This is a genomic window from Pseudomonas sp. IT-P4 (genome assembly GCF_949767755.1).
GTDB lineage: Bacteria > Pseudomonadota > Gammaproteobacteria > Pseudomonadales > Pseudomonadaceae > Aquipseudomonas > Aquipseudomonas monachiensis.
Genome location: NZ_CATKPX010000011.1, coordinates 94,572 through 117,118, shown reverse-complemented (window position 1 = coordinate 117,118; position 22,547 = coordinate 94,572). Strand labels below are relative to the sequence as shown.

The 22,547-nt window shown below is 60.5% G+C and carries 19 protein-coding genes; 7 read left to right on the top strand and 12 right to left on the bottom strand.

Going from position 1 to position 22,547, the window contains the following annotated elements:
- Window positions 1-187: 187 nt before the first annotated feature.
- The 3 genes from ACM6IT_RS00590 to ACM6IT_RS00580 all read right to left on the bottom strand — a co-directional run bounded on the left by ACM6IT_RS00590 (window position 188) and on the right by ACM6IT_RS00580 (window position 4,946).
- The gene (locus ACM6IT_RS00590) at window positions 188-1,519 is read right to left on the bottom strand and encodes a sigma-54-dependent transcriptional regulator (protein WP_056726092.1); all 1,332 of its coding nucleotides are present in this window, start codon (window positions 1,517-1,519) and stop codon (window positions 188-190) included.
- Window positions 1,513-3,279, bottom strand: a complete 1,767-nt coding sequence (locus ACM6IT_RS00585) for a sensor histidine kinase (protein WP_414917257.1) — start codon at window positions 3,277-3,279, stop codon at window positions 1,513-1,515. Before ACM6IT_RS00585 ends, ACM6IT_RS00590 begins: the two co-directional genes overlap by 7 nt.
- A gap of 143 nt (window positions 3,280-3,422) precedes the next feature.
- Window positions 3,423-4,946: a fumarate hydratase gene (locus ACM6IT_RS00580; RefSeq protein ID WP_056726089.1), complete on the bottom strand. Its 1,524-nt coding sequence runs from the start codon at window positions 4,944-4,946 to the stop codon at window positions 3,423-3,425.
- A 483-nt stretch (window positions 4,947-5,429) separates the two neighbouring features.
- On the opposite strand from ACM6IT_RS00580, the gene ACM6IT_RS00575 reads away from it, so the two are divergent.
- The 3 genes from ACM6IT_RS00575 to ACM6IT_RS00565 are packed head-to-tail and all read left to right on the top strand — an operon-like array spanning window position 5,430 to window position 8,240.
- Complete coding sequence (locus ACM6IT_RS00575) at window positions 5,430-6,536, top strand: GGDEF domain-containing protein (protein WP_414914634.1); 1,107 nt, start codon at window positions 5,430-5,432, stop codon at window positions 6,534-6,536.
- Window positions 6,529-7,464 carry an iron-sulfur-binding ferredoxin reductase gene (locus tag ACM6IT_RS00570; protein ID WP_056726087.1) on the top strand — a complete coding sequence of 312 codons (936 nt, stop codon included), beginning with the start codon at window positions 6,529-6,531 and terminating at the stop codon, window positions 7,462-7,464. Before ACM6IT_RS00575 ends, ACM6IT_RS00570 begins: the two co-directional genes overlap by 8 nt.
- Before the next feature lie 29 nt (window positions 7,465-7,493).
- Window positions 7,494-8,240 carry an enoyl-CoA hydratase-related protein gene (locus ACM6IT_RS00565; protein ID WP_414914635.1) on the top strand — a complete coding sequence of 249 codons (747 nt, stop codon included), beginning with the start codon at window positions 7,494-7,496 and terminating at the stop codon, window positions 8,238-8,240.
- Window positions 8,241-8,284: 44 nt separating this feature from the next.
- On the opposite strand, the gene ACM6IT_RS00560 is transcribed toward ACM6IT_RS00565, so the two are convergent.
- Window positions 8,285-9,598, bottom strand: a complete 1,314-nt coding sequence (locus tag ACM6IT_RS00560) for a hypothetical protein (protein WP_414917256.1) — start codon at window positions 9,596-9,598, stop codon at window positions 8,285-8,287.
- A gap of 227 nt (window positions 9,599-9,825) precedes the next feature.
- Window positions 9,826-11,277, bottom strand: coding sequence for a pyruvate kinase (gene pyk, locus ACM6IT_RS00555; RefSeq protein WP_056726085.1), 1,452 nt, complete (start codon window positions 11,275-11,277; stop codon window positions 9,826-9,828).
- Between the two features lie 173 nt (window positions 11,278-11,450).
- On the opposite strand from pyk, the gene ACM6IT_RS00550 reads away from it, so the two are divergent.
- Window positions 11,451-11,834 carry a tetratricopeptide repeat protein gene (locus ACM6IT_RS00550; RefSeq protein WP_414917255.1) on the top strand — a complete coding sequence of 128 codons (384 nt, stop codon included), beginning with the start codon at window positions 11,451-11,453 and terminating at the stop codon, window positions 11,832-11,834.
- A gap of 233 nt (window positions 11,835-12,067) precedes the next feature.
- Entirely contained in the window at window positions 12,068-12,427 is a 360-nt protein-coding gene (locus tag ACM6IT_RS00545; protein ID WP_056726083.1) for a PilZ domain-containing protein, read from the top strand.
- Between the two features lie 37 nt (window positions 12,428-12,464).
- Here the strand turns inward: ACM6IT_RS00545 and ACM6IT_RS00540 are convergent, their stop codons facing one another.
- Genes ACM6IT_RS00540 through ACM6IT_RS00515 form a run of 6 tightly spaced genes read right to left on the bottom strand, consistent with a single transcriptional unit; the run spans window position 12,465 to window position 19,178 of the window.
- Complete coding sequence (locus tag ACM6IT_RS00540; protein WP_414917254.1) at window positions 12,465-13,793, bottom strand: DUF58 domain-containing protein; 1,329 nt, start codon at window positions 13,791-13,793, stop codon at window positions 12,465-12,467.
- Window positions 13,790-14,791, bottom strand: coding sequence for an AAA family ATPase (locus ACM6IT_RS00535; protein WP_414917253.1), 1,002 nt, complete (start codon window positions 14,789-14,791; stop codon window positions 13,790-13,792). Before ACM6IT_RS00535 ends, ACM6IT_RS00540 begins: the two co-directional genes overlap by 4 nt.
- Window positions 14,788-15,951 carry a DUF4350 domain-containing protein gene (locus ACM6IT_RS00530; RefSeq protein ID WP_414917252.1) on the bottom strand — a complete coding sequence of 388 codons (1,164 nt, stop codon included), beginning with the start codon at window positions 15,949-15,951 and terminating at the stop codon, window positions 14,788-14,790. The genes ACM6IT_RS00535 and ACM6IT_RS00530 overlap by 4 nt, the downstream gene beginning before the upstream one ends.
- A complete protein-coding gene (locus tag ACM6IT_RS00525) occupies window positions 15,948-17,492 on the bottom strand; it encodes a DUF4129 domain-containing protein (protein ID WP_414917251.1) in 1,545 nt (514 codons plus the stop codon). Before ACM6IT_RS00525 ends, ACM6IT_RS00530 begins: the two co-directional genes overlap by 4 nt.
- Complete coding sequence (locus ACM6IT_RS00520) at window positions 17,479-18,456, bottom strand: stage II sporulation protein M (protein WP_414917250.1); 978 nt, start codon at window positions 18,454-18,456, stop codon at window positions 17,479-17,481. Before ACM6IT_RS00520 ends, ACM6IT_RS00525 begins: the two co-directional genes overlap by 14 nt.
- Entirely contained in the window at window positions 18,453-19,178 is a 726-nt protein-coding gene (locus ACM6IT_RS00515) for an RDD family protein (RefSeq protein WP_056726077.1), read from the bottom strand. Before ACM6IT_RS00515 ends, ACM6IT_RS00520 begins: the two co-directional genes overlap by 4 nt.
- A 200-nt stretch (window positions 19,179-19,378) precedes the next feature.
- Between ACM6IT_RS00515 and sbcB the strand changes: the two genes are divergently transcribed.
- The gene (gene sbcB / locus ACM6IT_RS00510; RefSeq protein WP_414917249.1) at window positions 19,379-20,809 is read left to right on the top strand and encodes an exodeoxyribonuclease I; all 1,431 of its coding nucleotides are present in this window, start codon (window positions 19,379-19,381) and stop codon (window positions 20,807-20,809) included.
- A 98-nt stretch (window positions 20,810-20,907) separates the two neighbouring features.
- Here the strand turns inward: sbcB and mvaT are convergent, their stop codons facing one another.
- Complete coding sequence (gene mvaT, locus ACM6IT_RS00505) at window positions 20,908-21,285, bottom strand: histone-like nucleoid-structuring protein MvaT (protein WP_007933316.1); 378 nt, start codon at window positions 21,283-21,285, stop codon at window positions 20,908-20,910.
- Window positions 21,286-21,621: 336 nt separating this feature from the next.
- On the opposite strand from mvaT, the gene purU reads away from it, so the two are divergent.
- Complete coding sequence (purU, locus tag ACM6IT_RS00500) at window positions 21,622-22,470, top strand: formyltetrahydrofolate deformylase (RefSeq protein WP_007993692.1); 849 nt, start codon at window positions 21,622-21,624, stop codon at window positions 22,468-22,470.
- Window positions 22,471-22,547: the final 77 nt, after the last annotated feature.

The window sequence follows — 22,547 nt, the reverse complement described above, 5'->3', positions numbered from 1 at the left end:
AGCTGTGCCAACGGGGAGAGGGCCGGTTTAGAGGGGGCAGGATGTTTGGCTGAGCGGAAATCCGCCTATGAGGATGTTTGCGTGAGCGGAAATCCGCTGAAAAGATCGCAGCCTTCGGCAGCTCCTACAGGGACATCGCGTTCATCGGTAGGAGCTGCCGAAGGCTGCGATCTTTTGATTTTGAGGGCTACTCGCTTAAAAACATCTCCCGGGTCAGACCATGCCGCTGCATCTTTTCATTGAAGGTCCGGCGCGGCAGTTGCAGTTCTTCGAGCACCGCTTTCACATCGCCCTTGTGCCGGGTCAATGCCGCACGCAGGCATTGCGCTTCGAACGCTTCCTGCTGAGCCGCCAGTGACTGGCCGGGCTCGATGCCCAAGGGCTCCGGCTCACCGAGCCCCAATACTTGACGCTCGGCGACGTTCGCCAGTTCGCGCACGTTGCCCGGCCAGTCGTGGCTCAGCAGGTGACTCAACTGGGCACCGCTCAACGGTGGAAACTTGCGTCCCAGGCGTTCGGCGGCGTTTTGTGCAAAGGATTCAAACAGCAGGGGTATGTCTTCACGGCGTTCGCGCAAGGGCGGCAGACGTAGTTCCGCGACGTTCAAACGATAGGCCAGGTCTTCGCGGAAACGTCCGGCCCGCGCTTCGTCGAGCAGGTCCGGCTTGGTCGCGGCAATGATGCGCAAATCCACGCGGATGCTCTGGTTCGAGCCCAGCCGTTCAAGCTTCTGCTCCTGCAACACCCGCAGCAGTTTCACCTGCTGGGCCAGGGGCATGCTTTCGATTTCATCGAGAAACAGCGTGCCGCCGTCGGCGTACTCGAGCTTGCCGATGCGCTTGCCGGACGCACCGGTAAACGCGCCGCTCTCGTGACCGAACAGCTCGGCCTCGAACAATTGCTCGGGAATGGCCGCGCAGTTGAGCGCGACAAAGGGCTTGTCGGCCCGCGGCCCGAAGTCGTGCAGGCAACGCGCGACCAGTTCCTTGCCGCTACCGGTTTCGCCGCGAATCAGCACGTTGACCGGCAATGCTGCCAGGTCCAGAACTTGCCGTCGCAGGGTCTGCAAGCCCCGGGACACGCCAAGCAGCGTGGCATCCAGTTTGGCGCGGTTGTCCGCCTGCTCGTGCAGCGCGCGGTTCTCCAGCACCAGCCGGCGCTTGTCGAGGGCGCGGCGCAGGCTGCCGAGCAGGGTTTGCGGGCTGAAAGGTTTTTCGAGGAAATCGTAGGCACCGTCGCGCATGGCCTCGACGGCCATCGGTACATCGCCGTGGCCGGTCAGCAGGATCACCGGCAAATCGGCATCCCGGCGTTGCACCTCGGCCAACAGTTCCAGGCCGGTCATGCCGGGCATGCGCACGTCGCTGAGAATCACCCCGGCAAAATGCCTGGGCAACTGCGCCAGGCACTCGTCGGCGCGGCTGAACAACTGCACCTCGAACCCCGACAGGCTCAACCATTGCTCGACGGCACTGCGAATGCTGCTTTCGTCGTCGACCACGATCACTGAGTTCAGCATGGTTCATGCACCTCCAGGTCGATGGGCAAAGTCATGGTAAACACGGCGCCTTTGTCATGATTGTCGGCAGTCAGGCGCCCGCCGGATTCATGAACGATGGCAAAGGACACGGCCAACCCGATCCCCAGGCCATCGCCCACCGGCTTGGTGGTGAAGAACGGATCGAAGACCTTGGGCAGGTTCTCTTCGGCGATACCGCCACCGTTGTCGATCACGCTCAGGCGCCACAATTGTTCGTCGGCTTCGAGGCGGATTTCCAGGCGTTTGCAGGGTTTATCCTGCATCGCATCGAGGGCATTGCGCAGCAGGTTGATCAGCACCTGTTCCAGGCGAATCGCATCGCCACGCACCCAGGCCGGGCGGGTCAGGTGCAGCACGGTGCTGACCTGTTCGTCGCGCAACCGGGTGTCGAGCAGTTGCAGCGACTGATCCACCACCGCCGCCAGGTCCAGGCGTTCGCGCAAACCGCCGGGGCTTTTGCGGGCGAAGGTTTTCAGATGGCCGGTGAGGGCCGCCATGCGGGTGAGCATTTCATCCACTGGCTTGAGCGCCTTGTAGGCGTCATCGACTCGACCGTGGTCGAGCAACAGGCGCAAGGTCGCCAGCTGCATGCGCTGGGCAGTTAGCGGTTGATTGATCTCGTGAGCCAGCGCCGCCGACATCTGGCCAAGCGCGGCGAGTTTGGCCGATTGCACCAGGCCTTCCTGAGCGGTGCGCAGGTCGCGGGTACGCTCTTCTACAAGCTGCTCGAGTTCTTCGCGACTGCGTTGACGCAGTTTGGCCAGGCGCCAGCGTTGATTGAGAAACAGCAGCAGGAACACTAGGGTCAGCCATAGCCCTGCCGCGGCGAGGGCTGCGTTGCGGCTGTCTTCGAAGGCGACTTGCGGACGCCGCAGCAGGTGCAGCGTCCAGCCTTCGGTGCTTAGCGGCAGGGATTCCCACAGGTAATCGGCCTTGCCGTCCGGGCCATCGACCCGAGCCAGGTCGCTGTTGTCATCGAAGCGCCGCAACGATTGAAACTCAAGCGGCGTCAGCGGCTGCTTGTCGTACTGGCGGGTGGTCTTGAGTTCGGCGTGGTCGCTGTCGCTCAGCGGCTTGAGCAGGCGATAGCGCCAGCCCGGCTGGTTGGCGATGAAGATAATTCCACGTGCGTCGCTGACCAGCAAGGTGTCGCTGCCCTGACGCCACTCGCGTTCCAGTTCGGGGAACTCCAGTTTCACCACCATGGCACCGAGGAACTGACCGTCGTCATCGCTGACCGCGCTGGAGAGGAAGTAGCCGGGAATGCCGCTGGTCACCCCCACGGCATAAAAGCGACCGGTGCCCTGGGTACGGGTCTGGTTGAAATAGGGACGGAAACCGTAGTTGTGGCCGACATAACTGCTGGGCAAACGCCAATTGCTCGCGGCTACGGCCAGACCGGTGCGATCGAGCAGTTCCAGGGTCGAGGATTCGGCGGCGCCGTTGATCTTTTCCAGTTTGCGGTTCAGCGCATCCTGTTGCTCGGGGCTCACCGGGCCTTTGAGGGCGTCGCGCAATTGCGGGTCCAGCGCCAGCACCGAAGGCAGGGCTCGGTAACGTTCGATCAGGGTATGCAGGGACGTGGCATACAGCGCCAGTTGCTGATTGGCGCGAGCCGCGTCCTCGACCATTGACTGGCGCACGGTGTGGCGCATCGCCAGGGTGGCGGCGATGGCGGCACCGGCGATGATCAATAAGGTGTAGAGCGCCAGGCGCAGGGGGCGGGAGGTCGTCAACATGCAGTGAACAACAGGCCAAAATGGGGGAAGGCACCATAGCATGCGAAGGGCGGTCTGCTCTCGCCGGAGTACAGATATCCGGCCGAAAAAAACCGGTCTGTCGTTGCCGACAAACCGGTTTTTTCAGCGGAGCTGAGTGCCGTTTATTGCACTTCCACCGCCAGGCTTTCACTGATCTTTTTCTGCCAAATGGCAGGACCGGTGATGTGTACCGACTCGCCCTTGCTGTCGACCGCAACGGTCACAGGCATGTCTTTGACGTCGAACTCGTAGATCGCTTCCATGCCCAGTTCGGCGAAAGCGACCACGCGGGATTTCTTGATCGCTTGCGCCACCAGGTAAGCCGCGCCACCTACAGCCATCAGATAAACGGCTTTGTGGTCCTTGATCGCTTCGATCGCGGTAGGGCCGCGCTCGGATTTGCCGATCATGCCCAGCAGGCCTGTCTGCTCGAGGATCTGACGGGTGAACTTGTCCATCCGCGTGGCGGTAGTCGGGCCCGCCGGGCCAACCACTTCTTCGCGCACCGGATCAACCGGGCCGACGTAATAGATGAAGCGACCTTTCAGATCGACCGGCAGGGTTTCGCCCTTGTTCAGCATCTCGACCATGCGCTTGTGCGCCGCGTCGCGACCGGTGAGCATCTTGCCGTTGAGCAGGACGGTTTCGCCCGGCTTCCAGCTCTGCACGTCTTCCGGGGTCAGGGTGTCGAGGTTGACGCGACGGGCCGACGGACCGGCTTCCCAGACGATTTCCGGGTAGGCGTCCAAAGGTGGCGCTTCCTGGGCAACCGGGCCGGAACCGTCGAGCACGAAGTGCGTGTGACGGGTGGCGGCGCAGTTCGGGATCATGCACACCGGCAGCGAAGCGGCGTGGGTCGGGTAGTCCATGATCTTCACGTCAAGCACGGTGGTCAGGCCACCGAGGCCCTGGGCGCCGATGCCCAGTTGGTTGACCTTTTCGAACAGCTCCAGGCGCATTTCTTCAATGCGGTTCTGCGGGCCACGGGCTTTGAGCTCGTGAATGTCGATGGATTCCATCAACACTTCCTTGGCCATCACTGCGGCTTTCTCGGCGGTGCCGCCGATGCCGATGCCGAGCATGCCCGGTGGGCACCAGCCGGCGCCCATTTCCGGGACGGTTTTCAGCACCCAGTCGACGATCGAGTCGGACGGGTTGAGCATGGCCATCTTCGACTTGTTCTCGGAACCGCCGCCCTTGGCCGCCACGTCCACTTCCACGGTGTTACCCGGAACGATGGAGTAGTGGATGACTGCCGGGGTATTGTCCTTGGTGTTCTTGCGAGCGCCTGCCGGGTCGGCGAGGATCGAAGCGCGCAGGACGTTTTCCGGCAGGTTGTAGGCGCGACGTACGCCCTCGTTGATCATGTCGTCCAGGCTCATGGTGGCGCCATCCCAACGCACGTCCATGCCCACGCGGACAAATACGGTCACGATGCCGGTGTCCTGGCAGATCGGACGATGGCCGGTGGCGCACATGCGCGAGTTGATCAGGATCTGTGCCATCGAGTCGCGGGCCGCTGGCGATTCTTCGCGCAGGTAGGCCTCGTGCATCGCCTGGATGAAATCCACGGGGTGGTAGTAGGAAATGAACTGCAGGGCGTCGGCAACGCTCTGAATCAGGTCGTCTTGCTTGATCACGGTCATGAGTCGCGCTCCTCTAAAAGACGGGAACATTCAATAAGGTGCTTGCAGCTTGGGTGCATCGGTCGGTTGCAAGCACCTTTCAAGGCACGCCGGGCAAGCTGGCGCGACGCTAAAAAGGCGCGGCAGTATACCGCGCCTCGCGGACAGGCACACCCGCCGGCAGTCAATCGTTGGTCGCATAGATGCAGCTGCAAGCGGCAAGTTTGAAGCTGCAAGTCAAAGCGCATGATATTTGTGGCGAGGGAGCTTGCTCCCGCTCGGCTGCGAAGCAGTCGTAAATCTGCCGGCACATTACTCCTGAAAGAATGCGGGGGGCCGTTTCGCAGCCCGGCGGGAGCAAGCTCCCTCGCCACAGAGTCTTCCGATGCTCGGAAAGTCGATCCCGAAAATTGAATGGTCATTTATCGGTCACGCAACTAAAGTGACATGCGGTCTGTAGAGTAGGACGCTCTGTCAGTCTCCTTTCATCTGGTGAGTCAACGATTGACCCATAACGCCATCCAGCGCCTGTTGCTCAAACGTTTCGCCCTCGCGGCCGGCACCTATGCCCTGGCATTGCTGTTGCTGTGGCTGGCATTCTTTACCGGTCACTACGATGCACCGCTTTCCAGTGTCGCCATCGGCAGCGCACTGGTGGTAATCAACCAGGCCATCCTGTTCGCGGTGTTCTACAGCGGCTGCAATCTGCGCTTCGCCGACCCCAGCCTGACCGAGGTGCAAGTGTTGCTGGGGCTGGGCTGGCAAACCTGGCTGATTGCCCATCTGGACGAAGCCCGGGGTGCGTTCCTGGTGTTTTACGTGCTGATCCTGCTGTTCGGCCTGTTCCATCTGTCACGCCGGTCTTTAGTACGATGCGCGCTGCTGGTGTTTTTCAGTTTCAGTGCAATCACGCTGTGGGAGGGTTACCACTTACAGCTGCCCGACCCGGCCATGGCGTTGTTGCAGGTCTGTGTGCTGTTCATCGTGCTGGTGTGGCTGGTGCTGTATGCCCGCTATGTCCAGGCTTCGCGACAGCGAATGCGCCAGCGGCGTTTTGCCTTGCAGGCGCACCAGGACACGTTGCGCGGGATGATGCGCCAGCTCGAAGACCTGGTGGCCACTGATGAACTCACGGGTCTGTTCAATCGCCGGCATTTCCTGCGCCTGGCTTCCCGCGAATTGAACGCCATGGACCCGGGTGTCATGCATGGCCTGGCGCTGATCGACCTCGACCATTTCAAACGCATCAACGATCTGCACGGCCATGCCGCCGGCGATCAGGTGCTGCAAGCCTTTGCCGGGGTTGCCAGCGCGTGCCTGCGCGACGGCGATGTTCTGGCCCGCTACGGTGGTGAAGAGTTCGTGGTGCTGCTGCCCGATTGCGATGCCGACAGTCTGACTTCGTGCTGCGAACGGCTGCGCATCGCGTTCACCGATGTCGAGCTGATGGGTCTGAATGTACGCAGCCTCAGCCTGTCCGCCGGCATGACCCTGCTGGAACTGGGTGACGACCTTGATGACGCTCTGCAACGGGCCGATCAGGCGCTTTATCGCGCCAAGCGTGATGGCCGCAACCGGTGCGCGGCAGCGTGGGAGAACGTCGATGCCTGAGCTGCGGGTTGGCGAGCGCCAATGGTCGGTGGCGGCGGGCAGCAATCTGCTCGACGCGCTGAACCAGAACGACGTGCCAGTGCCTTACAGTTGCCGCGCCGGCAGTTGCCATGCGTGCCTGGTGCAGTGTGTGCGGGGGCTGCCGAGCGACAGCCGCCCCGATGCCCTGAGTGCCCGGCAGCGTGAACAGGGCTGGCGACTGGCGTGCCAGTGCCAGGTGGTCGAGGACTTGCAGGTGCACGCCTTCGATCCGCAAACCGATGGTCATCCGGCCGAAGTCGCGGCGATCGATTGGCTGAGTACCACGGTGCTGCGCTTGCGGGTAATCCCCCAGCGACCATTGCGCTACAGCGCCGGTCAACACCTGGTGTTGTGGGCGGGCAGTGTGGCGCGGCCGTATTCTCTGGCCAGCCTGCCGCAGGAAGATCGTTTTCTGGAGTTTCATCTCGATTGCCGCAAACCCGGGGAATTCAGCGATGCCGCCAGGCAATTGCGCATCGGCGATCCGATCCGTCTCGGTGAACTGCGCGGCGGTGCCTTGCATTACGACCCTGACTGGCACACCAGGCCGTTGTGGTTGATGGCGGCCGGCACCGGGCTGGGGCCATTGTTTGGTGTCTTGCGCGAAGCGCTGCGTCAGAATCACCAGGGCACTATCCGCGTCATCCACCTGGCCCATGATGCCGATGAACACTACCTGGCCAAACCCCTGCAAGCCATGGCCGCCAGCCGTCCGAACCTGAGTGTCGAACTGTGGACCCCGGCCGAGTTGCCTGCGGCTTTGGCGCAACTGCGCCTTGTTTCCCGGCAAACCCTGGCCTTACTCTGCGGAGCCCCCGACAGTGTCGACGCCTTTGCCCGGCGCCTGTACCTGGCGGGATTGCCGCGCAATCAACTGCTGGCCGATGTGTTCCTGCCCCGTGGTTGAGCGCTGACTTTTCAGACGCGAGACCTGCCATGACCGATGCCATCCAAGTTGAACGCGAACGCGGCCTGTTGACCCTGCGCCTGAATCGCCCGGACAAGAAAAACGCCCTGACCCGCGCCATGTACAGTCACTTGGCCGAGGCGTTGCAACAGGCTGACAGCGACCCCGGGATCAACGCCGTGCTGATCACCGGCTCTGCCGAATGCTTCACCGCCGGCAACGATATCGCCGATTTCATCCAGCAACCGCCGAATGGACTCGACAGCCCGGTATTCCGGTTCATGCACAATCTGCTCGAATGCCGCAAACCGGTGATCGCCGCCGTGGCCGGAGCGGCGGTGGGCATTGGCACGACGATGTTGCTGCATTGTGATCTGGTCTACGTGAGCCGTGACGCACGCCTGCGCATGCCGTTCGTCAACCTTGGCCTATGCCCGGAGTTCGGCTCCAGCCTGATCCTGCCGCGTCTGCTTGGGCAGGCCAAGGCGGCGGAGTTGTTGCTGCTGGGTGAAAGTTTCAGTGGTGAACAGGCGGCTGCGTGGGGCATTGCCTGCGAGGCGCTGGGCAGTGGCGAAGAGACCCTGGCCAAGGCGCGGGAGATGGCCCTGCGCTTCGAGTCGCTGCCGCCGGAAGCGGTGCGCATCAGCAAGCAATTGATGAAGGCGCCGGACCGGGAGCTGTTGCGCAAGGTGATTGAGGAGGAGGGGGCGCTGTTTACCCAGCGGCTGCGGTCGCCGGAGGCGTTGGCGGCGTTGTCGGGATTTTTTAGCAGGTAGCTTGAAGGCAACGGGCCGGGTTGCCTTATGAAGCCAGCGTAACTTCAGGCGCCGTTCAGCAGCCGAGTGACGATGACAGTTTTGCCATAGAAACCGTAATAATCATTACCTATGACCAATATCTTTCCGTCGGATTGCAGACTCATCCCCTGAGCAAGGGCTCGAATACCTGGCTTGTGAACCACCCAGCCCTTGCCATTCCCAAACGTCGTGTCGCGGCGACCATTGGCGAGGTATCGAGCGGTGACAAAATTTAGAGTCTGATCCTTGATGTATCTTCCTGAAGCAATGATTTTTCCGTCTTTATCGCCTATACCAAAAAACATCACACTCGCGAAGTCGTCAAAGTTTTCGTAAATGGGCGCGCCTTGGTGAAAGCTCCGGTCAATTAAACCGGTGGACGTATAAACTGCAATTAAACCTTTGCGATCAGGAAAGCCAAAACCGGTGCTAATCGTTCGCTCATCAGATAGCACTGTCAGGGAAGTGAACTGAAAACTTGGTCCTTCCAATAGTTTGTATCCAACTTCTGAAAAGGTTCTGTCAAAGCTACCATCGATATTAAGTCTGGCCAGTACCGCGGCGGAGCCTGCCCATCCACACACAGTGATTTTTCCATTCTGTACAACAATGTCGTTGAATGAGCTACGGACACCGTACACTTCAGAAAGAGACGCGTATCCGGTGTTGTTAAATGACAGGTCAACAATTCCGTCATAATCAAAACACATCACGACGCCCGCTACCAATTGCAGATCAGGATCAATCCTTGTCGAAATTATGTAAATTTTGCCATCCGATGCATGCACCGCACGACCTGAAGCAGCACTGCCGAATTGCAGGATGTCCGCTTCTGTTTGCTGATCGTGCTCGACCTTGAAAGGAGAATGGATGAGCAAAATTCCATCGGTGCCGAATTTTTTGTCCAGCTCTCCCTTATCGTTCAATCGGATCAGCGCTTGCGCCACTGTGGGCGTACCCACTCCCATGGTGTAGCTCCCCACCGATATCAGGATTTTGTTTTCTCCTTCATGGGTTATGTAGAACAATTGAATAGGCGTTGTGCCCAATGATTCGATATCCGGTACCTTGATTCTTATGTGAGCAGTACCTGCGATGCCGAACTCGGCATCGAGTGTGCCATCGCTTAAAACTCGAGTCAGACTGAGATGCTCAGGTAAAGCATCTTCAGGCGCCCAGCTGGATCCACCGATATAGATTTTGCCGTTTGCAGCTTCCGAAACCAATCGGCCGGTGGTCGTCATGTAGTCGCTGTATGTCAGAAGCAGCTGGCCATCTTGTAGCGGCCCAAAACTTGGGTCCAAAGCACCAGGGGAGTGAACGGGGCGGGTATTCATTTCTTCCATTCCTTAATCAGTTGATTTCAGCGAGTTGGTGAAGCGCCTGCAGAGTGAAGTCTGGGCGTCATCATGCTTTGCCAAGGTTCAGCTGTATTAAGTAAGGAGTGGAGTGAGCTGTCTACTGTCAAACTTGACAGGTATTTATCTGTTTTTTCTTGTTTTTATATGTAAAAAAGCCCCGCCATTCACATGGCGGGGCCTTGGTTTTTCGAACAACCGGTCACTCAGACCATCGGGTCGCCAACGTGCAGGATCTTCATGCCGTTGGTGCCGCCGGTGGTGTGGTAGCTGTCGCCTTTGGTCAGGATGACCCAGTCGCCTTTCTGTACTACGCCGCGCTTGACCAGCTCGTCGATAGCCTTCTGGCTGACTTCGTTCGGCGCCAGCGAAGCCGGGTCGAACGGGATGGTGTACACGCCACGGAACATTGCCGCGCGAGCCTGGGCTTCGCGGTGGGGGGTGAACGCGTAGATCGGCACCGAGGAGCGGATGCGCGACATGATCAGCGGGGTGTAGCCACTTTCGGTCAGGGCGATGATCGCCTTCACGCCCGGGAAGTGGTTGGCGGTGTACATGGTCGCCAGGGCAATGCTCTCGTCGCAGCGCTCGAACTCTTTGCCGATGCGGTGGCTGGAGGTCTTGCTGGTCGGGTGCTTTTCGGCGCCGACGCAGATACGCGCCATGGCCTGAACGGCTTCCAGCGGGTACAGGCCAGCAGCACTTTCAGCCGAGAGCATCACGGCGTCGGTGTAGTCGAGCACGGCGTTGGCTACGTCGGACACTTCGGCGCGGGTCGGCATCGGGTTCTGGATCATCGACTCCATCATCTGGGTCGCGACGATCACTGCCTTGTTGTGGCGGCGTGCGTGCAGAATGATCTTCTTCTGGATGCCCACCAGCTCGGCGTCGCCGATTTCCACGCCCAGGTCACCACGGGCAACCATCACCGCGTCGGAGGCCTTGATCAGGCCGTCGAGGGTTTCGTCGTCGGCCACGGCTTCGGCGCGTTCGATCTTCGCCACCAGCCAGGCAGTGCCGCCGGCTTCGTCGCGCAGTTGACGGGCGTATTCCATATCGGCGGCGTCACGGGGGAAGGAGACCGCGAGGTAGTCGACTTCCATTTCCGCGGCGAGCTTGATGTCGGCCTTGTCTTTTTCAGTCAGGGCCGGAGCGGTCAGGCCGCCACCGCGACGGTTGATGCCTTTGTGATCGGACAGCGGGCCGCCGATGGTCACGGTGCAGTGCAGTTCGGTGGCCGTGGCGGTATCGACGCGCATTACCACGCGACCGTCGTCGAGCAGCAGCTCATCGCCCACGCCGCAGTCCTTGACCAGGTCCGGGTAGTCGATGCCGACCACTTGCTGGTTGCCTTCGGTCAGAGGATGGCTGGTGGAGAAGGTGAATTGATCACCGATCTTCAGCTCGATCTTCTTGTTGGCGAATTTGGCGATACGGATTTTCGGGCCTTGCAGGTCACCCAGCAGGGCGACGAAGCGGCCGTGCTTGGCAGCGAGGTCACGCACCAGCTTCGCGCGAGCCTTGTGCTCGTCGGGAGTGCCGTGGGAGAAGTTCAGGCGGGCGACGTCCAGGCCAGCCAGAATCAGCTGTTCGAGAACTTCCGGCGAGTTACTGGCCGGGCCTAGGGTGGCGACGATTTTGGTACGACGGACGGACATGCAAAGACTCCTGAGTTCAAGCGCTGAGTGAGGCTACTATGCTCCGAAGTTGTAGTCATTGTTCGTTTGCACTACTTATTTCTTTCTTTATTGAACCCTGCAACTTTGCGTCCCGGCAGCCTGAAGATTTCCGGCCATGGGTCGATACAGCGTTCAAGACAGGAGATTTCCCCATGCGTTTCGTTCTCATTGCCGCCCTTGCCATCAGCGCCCTCAGCGTCACGGGATGCACCCGTTGGTCGATGAACCATCATTTGAACAATGCCTACAGCGCCTACGACCGGGGCAATTGCGAGCAGGTGATGCTCGAGTTGTCCAAGGTCGAACGCGACAGCCGCGCGCGGCCTTACGTGTGGCCGGAAGTGTCGATGATGCGCGGCCTGTGCCTGGAGCGGCAGAAGATGTACATCGATGCGGTTCAAACCTATCAGTTCATCATGGCGTCCTACCCTCAGAGCGAATATGCCTACCGCGCCCGTGCCCGCATCGAAACCCTGCAGAGCCTGGGTCACTACCCGATGCGCAGTGCGGCGGCTGTTAAACCTACGCAGTTCTGATGGCGATAACCCTCCAGTCGCTGGCTCACCGGCGGTGCTGAGCTATAGTCCAATGAACCGGTTTTAGAGCCTTGTCCTCTGAACCGGGGCAACACCTGTGACCGGCACAAGCAGGACTCTGCGCTACAAGGACTGGCGCACCGGAAGCGGGGAGAGCGGGCAAAGACTCATGCATACCCGTTCCGAAGCAGTAGTGCGGCTCTGCTTAAGAGCCTTGCATAGCGAAATTGCACATGTTCACTGACCGCCGAATCGAGCGGCATCAACTGCCGTACTTCCTCAAAGTGTTCAATGGCATCACCGGCAAACCCATCGGCTACCTGGGCAATGTCTCCGAAGACGGGCTGATGCTGATCAGCCAGTTGCCGATGATGATCGGCGCGGACTTCAACCTGCGCCTGAAAATTCCCGCCAGCGAAGGTGGCCAGCGAATCATCGACCTGCAGGCCTGTTGCCTGTGGTGCCACGAAGACGCGACCCCCCAACATTACGACGCCGGGTTCAGCCTGCAACGGGCGCCACCGGAATATGGGCAATTGGTGGAGGCGTTGAAGCAGTACTTCAGTTTTCTGCCGTTGCCGGCTTCGGCCTGAGATCAATGGGAACTCGGCTGTGAGTGATTGCTCAGGCTCAGAGTCCGGTTCTTTTCCAGCCCAGGTACCGAGTCACCAGCTCTGCCCCCAACTCACCGGGCCGCGCATCCATCACCAACACTCCATGAGCGTTCAAGCGCTCATGGAGTTCGGCGCGTGCATTGAGGTAGTCCACGGTCCCGCAATAGGCCAGCGCTTCGGACAAGGTCTGCACCGGTGACTGACGCAGGGTATCGAGCACGTCTTCGCGCAGGCTCGCGACCAGCACCTGATGCTGCCGGCTCAGGCGGTGGACGGCCGGAAGCAGTTCATCGTCGTCCTCTTCGCGCAGATTGGTCACCAGCACCACCAGTGCCCGGCGTTTTTGCCGTGCCAGCAGTTGCGTGGCCGCGGCTTGATAGTCGGCGCTGCGTTGGCTGCTGCTCAAGTCATAGACGGTGTTGAGCAGGGTGTTGAGATGACTGGTGCCTTTTACCGGCGCGAGGTAGCGCGGCTGTTCGCTGGCAAAGGTACTCAGGCCCACCGCGTCGCCCTGACGTAGCGCCACGTAGCTAAGCAACAGACAGGCGTTGAGGGCGTGATCGAAGTGCGACAGCTCATCATCCTGGCTGCGCATGTGCCGGCCGCAGTCGAGCATGAAAATGATCTGCTGATCGCGTTCGTCCTGATACTCCCGGGCAATCGGCGTGCGCTGGCGGGCGGTGGCTTTCCAGTCGATCTGGCGCAGGCTGTCACCCTCGCGAAACTCGCGCAATTGATGGAATTCCAGGCCCAGGCCCCGCCGTTGTTTCTGGCGGACGCCAAGCTGGCTGAGCCAGTTGTCCACCGCCAGCAATTGCCCTCCATACAAGCGGGCGAAATCGGGATAGACGCGGGTGGCGTCGGGCAGTTCGAGCAAGCGTCTGTCCGACCAGAGCCCCAAGGGACTCGGCAGGCCGACTTCGCAGCGTTCGAAGCTGAAGTGACCGCGCTTGAGCGGGCGCAGGCGATAACCGGCCAGGCTGTGCTGGCCGGGTTGCAGCTCGACCGTCAGCGGCAGGTGTTCGAAGCTCAGGCCAGGTGGCACATGATCGAAGACCTGTACCTTCAGCGGTTGCGTAAAGTCGTGTTCGACCGTCAGTTGCACCTCGCCCCATCGACCCAGGGCCAGGCTGCCGGGTATCTGGCGTTTCAGCCGGGGCGAAGGCAAGCGCTTGAGGCGAATGGCATCGAGGATGGCCAGGGCCAGCAGCGCCAGGAGCAACCCCCAGTTGATCGCCATGAGATTCGCCGGAACCGCGAACTGCAATGCCCGCAATGCGCCCGACACAATGGTGCAAGCCAGCAGGATCAATAGCCAGGCGAGCATCAGGCGCGAGGGTTTCACAGGCGCGGCGCCGGCACTTGGTCGAGCATCTGCTGGAGCACCTGATCGACATCCAGGCCCTCGATGTCCAGCTCCGGCGCGATGCGCACCCGATGGCGCAGCACGGCCAGGGCACAGCCTTTGATGTCATCCGGAATCACGAACTCACCGCCGCGCAACAGCGCTCGGGCCCGGGCACATCGCACCAGCGCGATGGATGCGCGTGGGCCGGCGCCGAGGGTCAAGCCGGGCCAATTGCGGGTGGAGCGGGCCAGGCGCACGGCGTAATCGAGCACCTGGTCATCCAGGGCCAGGTCGCTGGCGATGCGTTGCAGGGCCAGTACATCCCTGGCCTGGAGCAACGTGCGCATCGGCTGGACATCAAGCATGTCGGCCCGGGTCGAGCGGCAGACCTGACGCACCATGTCCAGCTCTTGCCCGGCGTCGGGGTAATCCATGCGCACTTTGAGCATGAAACGGTCCAGTTCAGCCTCCGGCAAGGGGTAAGTGCCTTCCTGTTCGATCGGGTTTTGCGTGGCGAGCACCATGAACGGTTGCGGAATCGGCAATGGCTGGCCTTCGAGGGTGACTTGCCGTTCCTGCATGGCTTCGAGCAGCGCGGCCTGGGTTTTCGCCGGGGCACGGTTGATCTCGTCCGCCAGTAGCAGGTTGGTGAACAATGGCCCCTTGCGCAGTTTGAATTGCTCGGTCTGCAGGTCATACACGGCATGCCCGGTGACGTCGCTGGGCATCAGGTCCGGAGTGAACTGGATGCGCGCGAATTCACCGCCGAAGCAGCGGGCGAGGGCGCGCACCAACAGGGTCTTGCCCAAGCCCGGTACGCCTTCGAGTAGCACGTGGCCACCGGCGATCAGCGCGGTCAGGACGTCGTCGATCACACGGTCCTGGCCAATCACTGCTTTTTGCAGTTCCTTGCGTACGGCCTGGGCAAGATGGCCGGCACGCTGGCGCTGTTGAGCGGCATGGCTCGGTGCGTCGGGCTCGATCGATTGACTCATAGGGCGTTCCTCAAGGTTTGCAGGTGGGCGACCTGACGGCTGAATTCAACGCTGGAAAGCCGTTGTTTCGGCCGCGGGCTCATGGCCTGGCTGATGGCGCGTGTGGGTTGGCCGGTCAGGCGCGCGAGCACCAGCCATTGTTCGGCAACACCGAGCTGTTCAAAACCGGGGTGGCGACGCCGCACACGCCGCAGGATGTCTTGCTGCAAGGCTTGCAGCAGGCCGGCCTGACCGTTGCGGCGCAACAGGAAGTCGGCACTGGCGCGCAGATGCTCCTGCAGTTGTCGGCGCGCTTTCGGCGCCGGTTCCAGCAATGGACCCTGACGCACGCCAAAGTGCCAGAAACCCAGGCCGATCAAGGCGAACAGCGCGACAAGCGCCTGGGGGAAATAACGCAGCAGCAAGGTCAGCGGGCTGTCGTGATCGGTGTTGAATATTAGTGTCACGCGGGTGTCGGCGGTCAGGTACCAGAGCAGCCAGGCGTTATCGTACCGGTCGATGGCCGGGGTTTTCCACAGGTCGGCATCGGTGACCACGATGATCGAACCGAGCCCGTGGTCGAGTTGCATCATGTGGGTGGCCCTGGCGCTGTTGGCCCAGGCCAGGGCAAGGTTTTTCGGGTCTTCGAGATGGAACGCGGTATCGAAACCGGCATAGGCCGGGGCGTCTTCGTCTTCCAGGTAGAGCTTGGTCAGTGGCGGGTACGGATCGTCACCGACACCCGGCGGTGGGGCCTTGAGGTCTTTGCTCAGGGACTGGTGCAGTTGCACCTTGTCGAGCAGCAGGTCATTGCTGTGGCCGAGCTTTTCATCCCACAGCGACTCGGCGACGAACAGAAGGCGCCCGCCGGCCCGGGTCCAGTTCATCAACTGGTCGATCTGCCGTGGACTCATGTTGCCGCGTTCCCCGAGCAACAGCAGGCTGTGTTGGCGAGGGTCGAGGCTGGGCAGGATGTCGAGGCCATTGGCGTGGTCGACGCTCAGGCCTTGTTTGCGCAGGAACAACTCTGCCGCCAGATAAGGGTTGGCATTGGCTTCGGGGGAGGGGCCGTGGTCGATTTCGGTCTGGTAGGGGGTAGCCTTGAGGTACAGATAAACGCTCAGTGCAGCCAGCAACACGGCAACCAACGCACCGGCTATCGAGCCCCAGCGCCGGCTCAACGGGCAGTCTCCGGGCCGAACAGAACACGCCAGCCATTACACAGTTCCTGCTGCACCTGAGCGGGCGGCAGGCGATGCCCGTAGGCCATGTTTTGCCAGTGCCCGGTCAGGTTTTGGCTGTAGGCCAGCAAGGCCGGCTGTTGCAGTAGTTCGACACGCCGAAGCACCTGGCCTTCGGTGTCGGCGGACTTGAGCGCGATGTTGAAGTCGTGCAACAGACGGCTGAGCAGGGCGCGATAAAGCAAACCAAGCGCTTCGCGTGGATGAGTCTGCCAAAGACTTTCGGCGTGGGCGGCGATGTCGCTGGGCAGGGACTCGGGCTTGAGGTCCAGGCCGAACGCCTGCGGCGGTAACGGTCCCGTGGCTTTGTTGACGGGGATCGGTCGGCGGCTGACGAAGGCCTGTAACCAGTCGCGATAGCGCCAGATCAACAGGCCGACGGCCCCAATGACGATGCCCCACAGCACGATTTCAATCAGGGTCGCCAATGCCCCGAAGCCTTGTCCCTCGAACAGCTTCAGCAGGGTCTTCAACCATTTCGGTGTCTTGCCATCGTCCGTGGCGCCAGCACTCGATTGCTCTTCGCCAAAGCGGTAGCGCGTGACCGACTCCCGGTTCTTGAAGGGCGGCTGTTCGAGGATCGCCTTGATGCTGTCCCTGGAGGCCTGGCTGGTCAGGGGCTGGTCCAGCAGGCGCGGGCTGTCGGGTGAGAGGGCCGGTTCCGTGGCCCATGCGGTGTGGGTGGTCGGCATCAGTACAATCACGGCCATCAACAGGACAGCGCTTGCACCGACCAGACGCTGGCGCATTCGACGGAACACCAGTTCGATATCCCAGGCCTCCAGCACGGTGCGTCGGTTGAGGTACAGGCTGAAACCGCAGGCGACATAGATCGGTTCCCAGACCACCAGCACCAGCGCATAAAAGGCGTTGGTCAGGTGTTCCAGCCAGCGCCAGTCCTGGGTGGCCGCCGAGATCAGCGACTGCCAACTCCAGTCGAGCGCGACCTGTTGTGGCAGCAATAGATAGAACAACACCATCAAGCCGGTCCACAACGTGCCTTCCAGGTGCGCGCCGACGATTGTCAGCCAGCGTGCGGCGCCGGCATCTCGCTGCAACAGCACCTGTATCCGTTGTTGCCGTTGCTGCCCATCCAGTCCTTCGAGTTGCATCACCGGCATCAGGAAACTGCGGGGCAAGCTCAGGCGTCGCCAGGTCAGGCTGGCCAGCAATTGCGGTTTGAGCAGGCGTGGCCATTGGTGCAGGGCCTGCTTGAGCGTAGGCGTTTCACCGAACATGGCTTTGGACAGGATGTACAAGGGCAGGCGTTCGAACGCCGGCTTCAGCCACCAGAAAATGAACACCGCTAGAGTGGGCGAATCCCAGAGCCCCCAACTGAGCAGCGCGAAAACCGGCAAAGTAACCAGGGCCCAGCTGGTCATCAACAGGCGTCGATGGCGTTGGCTCAGGAGCACCCCAAGATCCATGGCTTCCCAGTTCGAACGTGGGCGAATCACCACCGTGGCGTCACTCAGGCGCATGGCGGTGACGTCCGGCGAACACGAGATAAACCACCACCAGCAGCCAGAGCGCCGCGCCGACCAGGTACTTGGTCTGGTGCGAAGGGCCGGTCTTCGACGACCAATAGGCTTCGATAAAGGCCGCGATCAACAGAAATAGCATGGCCCCGCAGATCAGCAGCACGCTCTTGCCCGCTGCCAATTGCAAGGCCTCGGCGCGTGGCAGGCGCCTGGGGGCGACCAAGGCCCAGCCCAGCTTCAGACCGGCGGCACCGGCCAGGGCGATGGCGCTGAGTTCGAAGGCGCCATGGCCGATCACGAATGACCAGAAGGTTTGCCCATAGCCGACGTAGGTCAGATGCCCGGCCACCGCCCCGATCATCAGGCCGTTGTAAATCAGGAAAAACACACTGCCCAAACCAAACAGCAAACCGCTGGCGAAGGTCTGAAAGGCAATGCCGATGTTGTGCATGATGTAGTAGCCGAACATCGCCCAGTCCTCACTGGCGGCTCGCCCCGCCGTGCGCCCGAGGTGACCGGCAACGGGGTCGTACATGCTTTGCATCTCGCTGACCTGCGCGGCGGGGATCAGGTTGTAGACCAGCTCGGGGTACAGGTACACCAACAGCGCGAAGCCGGCCAGGCTGCCAAAGAACATCAGGCTGGCGGCGAGGACAAAACGCCATTGTTCGCGCACCAGTCGCGGAAAGTCAGCCATGATGAACGCCAGCACATTGGCCCCCAAACGGCTGCGATGACGGTAAAGCTGTTGGTGTCCGCGCAGCACTTGTTGCTGCAGGGAGTCGATCAGAAAACTGCTGTAGCCACGCTCCCGTGCCAGTGCCAGGTGTTGGCAGAGACGTCGGTAGTCCTTCGGGAAACTGCTGGTGTCGGTGCTCTTGCCGTCCCGTTCCAACTGCTCGAGCAGGTGGGCGAAATGCTCCCATTCGGCCTTGTGCCGGCTTTCAAAAAGGCTTTGCTTCATGTCGGCCCCAACAGGCCGCGGGCGATGCCGTTGAGCTCGGTCACCGCCTGTGGGGGCTGGACTTTCAAGGGTTGGGCGAGAATCGAAGCCAGTTCTTTGACCCGGGCTGCGGAGAGTTCACCCTGGCGCTCGGCAAACCCGAGAATGGCCCGTTGTTCGGTGAGTGTCAGGACAAAGGCCGGGCGACGCGACTGGGCTTCGGGGAGCTGGGGGCGGGTGTGCGGTCGTTCGCGGTAGATCACCAGGGTCCCGGCGGCGATATCGCCGAGGCGCTTGAAGTGGGGGTGTTGCAGGCAACTGACGGCCCCGAGGAAGTAACCGAATGGCAGCAGGTCGACAACGCGCAACAGGTTGCGCAGCAGCGACGCCGACCAGCCGACCGGGGTGCCATCGTCGTGCACCACCCGCAAGCCCATCCATTGTTTGCCCGGCGAGCGGCCGTGGTTCAGCACCTCGAACAGCACCATGTACCACCAACTCACCACGAACAGCAGGATCGAGCCGAGCCCGGCCCCCAGTTTGCCGAGCATCGCCAGCACAATGAACAGCACGCCCAGGACCAGGCCGCGCAAACCAAGATCGATGGAGAATGCCAGCGCACGGACCATCAACCCGGCCGGCCGCAGTGGCAGATCGATGCCTTCCGGCGTTTCGACCTGGTACCGCGTATCCAGTGGCGGTGACAGCGGCGCATTCCGTGGCTGTGCTGTTGTCTCGAGCATGGGCAACCTGACGATGTGGCCTTATTCGGGATAGTGTATCCATTCGATGCTAGCAGCCTATTCGAGGGGCGGGGGCGGGAGGAAACGACATAACTATGTATTGCATGGTGAGCCGCGCAAGGTGTTTGAATGACAAGACTACTGGCCGGGGCGGGAGGTGAACGCCTAGACTTTGCCGATCTTCAGTTCAGGAATCGCCCGTGACCTCCATCTTCTGGTACGACTACGAAACCACTGGCATCAACCCCCGTTGCGACCGTCCGTTGCAAATGGCCGGCTTGCGCACTGACTTCGATCTCAATGAAATCGATGAGCCGGTCAATCTTTACTGCCAGCCCAGTGATGACATCCTGCCGCATCCGGCTGCCTGCACGATCACGGGGATCACCCCCGGGCAACTGCAGGCGCAAGGCTTGAGCGAAGCCGATTTCATGACCCGTGTGCATGCCCAGCTCTCGGCGCCCGGTACCTGTGGCGCGGGGTATAACACCCTGCGTTTCGATGACGAGATGACCCGCTACAGCCTGTACCGAAACTTTTTCGACCCCTATGCTCGGGAGTGGCAGGGCGGTAACAGTCGTTGGGACCTGATCGATGTGGTGCGCGCCGCTTATGCCCTGCGCCCCGATGGCCTGGTCTGGCCGACCGATGACGAGGGGCGGGTCACGCTCAAGCTCGAACGCCTGACCGCTGCCAATGGCATCGATCATGGCAATGCCCACGAAGCGCTGTCGGATGTTCGCGCGACAATCGCCCTGGCGCGCCTGATACGGGAAAAACAACCGAAGTTGTACGACTGGCTGTTTCAACTGCGCAGCAAACAGAAAGTCATGGACCAGATACGCCTGCTGCAACCTTTGGTACATGTTTCCGGACGTTTTTCGGCCGCGCGCAGCTATGTGGGTGTGGTGTTGCCGCTGGCCTGGCACCCGCGCAACAAGAACGCCCTGATTGTCTGTGATCTGCACCTCAATCCCCAGGGCCTGCTCGACCTGGATGCCGAAAGTTTGCGCCAGCGCTTGTATACCCGCCGCGACGAGCTGGCCGAGGGCGAGTTGCCGGTGCCATTGAAGCTGATTCACATCAACAAGTGCCCGGTAGTGGCACCGTTGTCGGTACTTCGCCAGGAAGATCAGCAGCGTCTGGGATTGGATATGGCGCTGTATCAGCAGAGGGTGTCGCAGCTCAATGACGCCCGGAAAGTTTGGCAGGATAAAGTCCTGGCGATTTATGCGCGCGAAGATTTTTCCCAGAGCCAGGATCCGGAGCAACAGTTATATGATGGATTTATCGGTGATCGGGATCGACGATTGTGTGAACAAGTCAGGACCGTTGACCCGATGCAATTGGCACAAGAGCAGTGGCCTTTCGATGACGAACGTTTGCCTGAATTGCTGTTTCGATATCGCGCACGCAACTTTCCCGACACGTTGAATTCCGAAGAGCAAGAACGCTGGCGAATATTCTGTCAGAAACGTTTGTCAGACCCAGAATGGGGTGCGCCAAATACCCTTGATAGTTTTGTGGACGCCGCGGCCCAATTGAGCGTTAGTGCTACTGCGTTTCAGCAGGGGGTGCTCGGTGAGTGGCAGGATTATGTCCAGGGACTGCGCAAGCGTTTGAGTCTTTGAAATCGAACATGCCGGGGCTTAAACACCGCGCATAAAAAACGCCAGCATTTGCTGGCGTTATTTTTTGTCACGGATCCATCTGCGACAAGCTCTGAGGCTTAGCCCAGCAGGGTAGCCCAGCCTTCCACCACGTCACCACCCCACTTGGCTTTCCACTCTTTCAGAGTCTTGTGGTTGCCACCTTTGGTTTCGATGACTTCACCGTTGTGCGGGTTTTTGTATTGTTTAACTTTGCGAGCACGCTTGGTGCCAGTAGTTTTCACTGCACCGCCGCGTGGTGCCTTGGTTTTGGATTCTGGATCCAGCAGCGCGATGATGTCACGCAGGGACTTGGAGTATTCGCCCATCAGGGTGCGCAGTTTGCCTTCGAATTCCAGCTCGGTTTGCAGTTTGTCGTCTTGGGACAGGTTCTTCAAACGGGCTTGCAGCTCTTTGATAGCTTCTTCGGTGGCGCGATATTCGTTGATCAAGGACATGGTGACTACCTTATGTTGTACGCTGGATGGCAGGTGACAGTGCGGCAATAATAGTCACCGTGTTTCATCAAGTAAACATTTAAGGCAAGTTTATTTAATTTAATTGCCGGGGTTTTGGCGCGCATTGGTAATGCAGTTTTTAGTGTGGTCCCGGTCTGTCAGATATACATAAATTAACAATTGCTCGGCGACGCAAGAGCATCTGTGCAAGCAGGCACTGCGGGTGTCCGCCCTGGCGCACTGACCTTCCGGCAGGGCGAAACGTCAACAATACTGCAGTTTTGCTGCGCAATCGCTAGAATGGCGGCCTTTGCGAAGTTCTGGAGTTTCCCCCTCATGCGCACTTTTCGTCTGGTGATTTCTTGCCCGGACCGTGTTGGCATCGTTGCCAAAGTCAGTAACTTTCTGGCATCACACAACGGCTGGATCACTGAAGCGAGCCATCACTCGGACAATCTCAGTGGCTGGTTCTTCATGCGTCACGAAATCCGTGCCGACTCCCTGCCATTTGGTATCGAAGCGTTTCGTGAAGCCTTTGCCCCGATCGCCGAAGAGTTCTCGATGGACTGGCGCATCACCGATACCGAGCAAAAGAAGCGCGTGGTCCTGATGGCCAGCCGCGAGTCGCACTGTCTGGCCGACTTGCTGCACCGCTGGCACAGCGATGAGCTGGACTGCGAAATTTCCTGTGTGATTTCCAACCATGATGACTTGCGCAGCATGGTGGAGTGGCACGGTATTCCGTACTACCACGTCCCGGTCAATCCGCAGGACAAGCAGCCAGCCTTCGCCGAGGTTTCGCGCCTGGTCAAGCAGCACGACGCCGAAGTGGTGGTGCTTGCCCGCTACATGCAGATCCTGCCGCCCGAGTTGTGCAGCGAATACGCGCACAAGGTCATCAACATTCACCACAGCTTCCTGCCGTCGTTCGTCGGTGCCAAGCCTTACCACCAGGCCTCCCTGCGCGGCGTTAAGCTGATCGGCGCGACCTGCCACTATGTGACCGAAGAGCTGGATGCCGGCCCGATCATCGAGCAGGACGTAGTGCGTGTCAGCCACAGCGACAGCATCGAAGACATGGTGCGTTTCGGCCGTGATGTCGAGAAAATGGTGCTGGCCCGTGGCTTGCGTTATCACCTGGAAGACCGGGTGCTGGTGCACGGCAACAAGACTGTCGTCTTCTGACAGACGTACGTCACAGTTGAAACTCGAAGGGCCTGGGCGTTCAATCGCTTCAGGCCCTTCGCCGTTACTGCACCGAG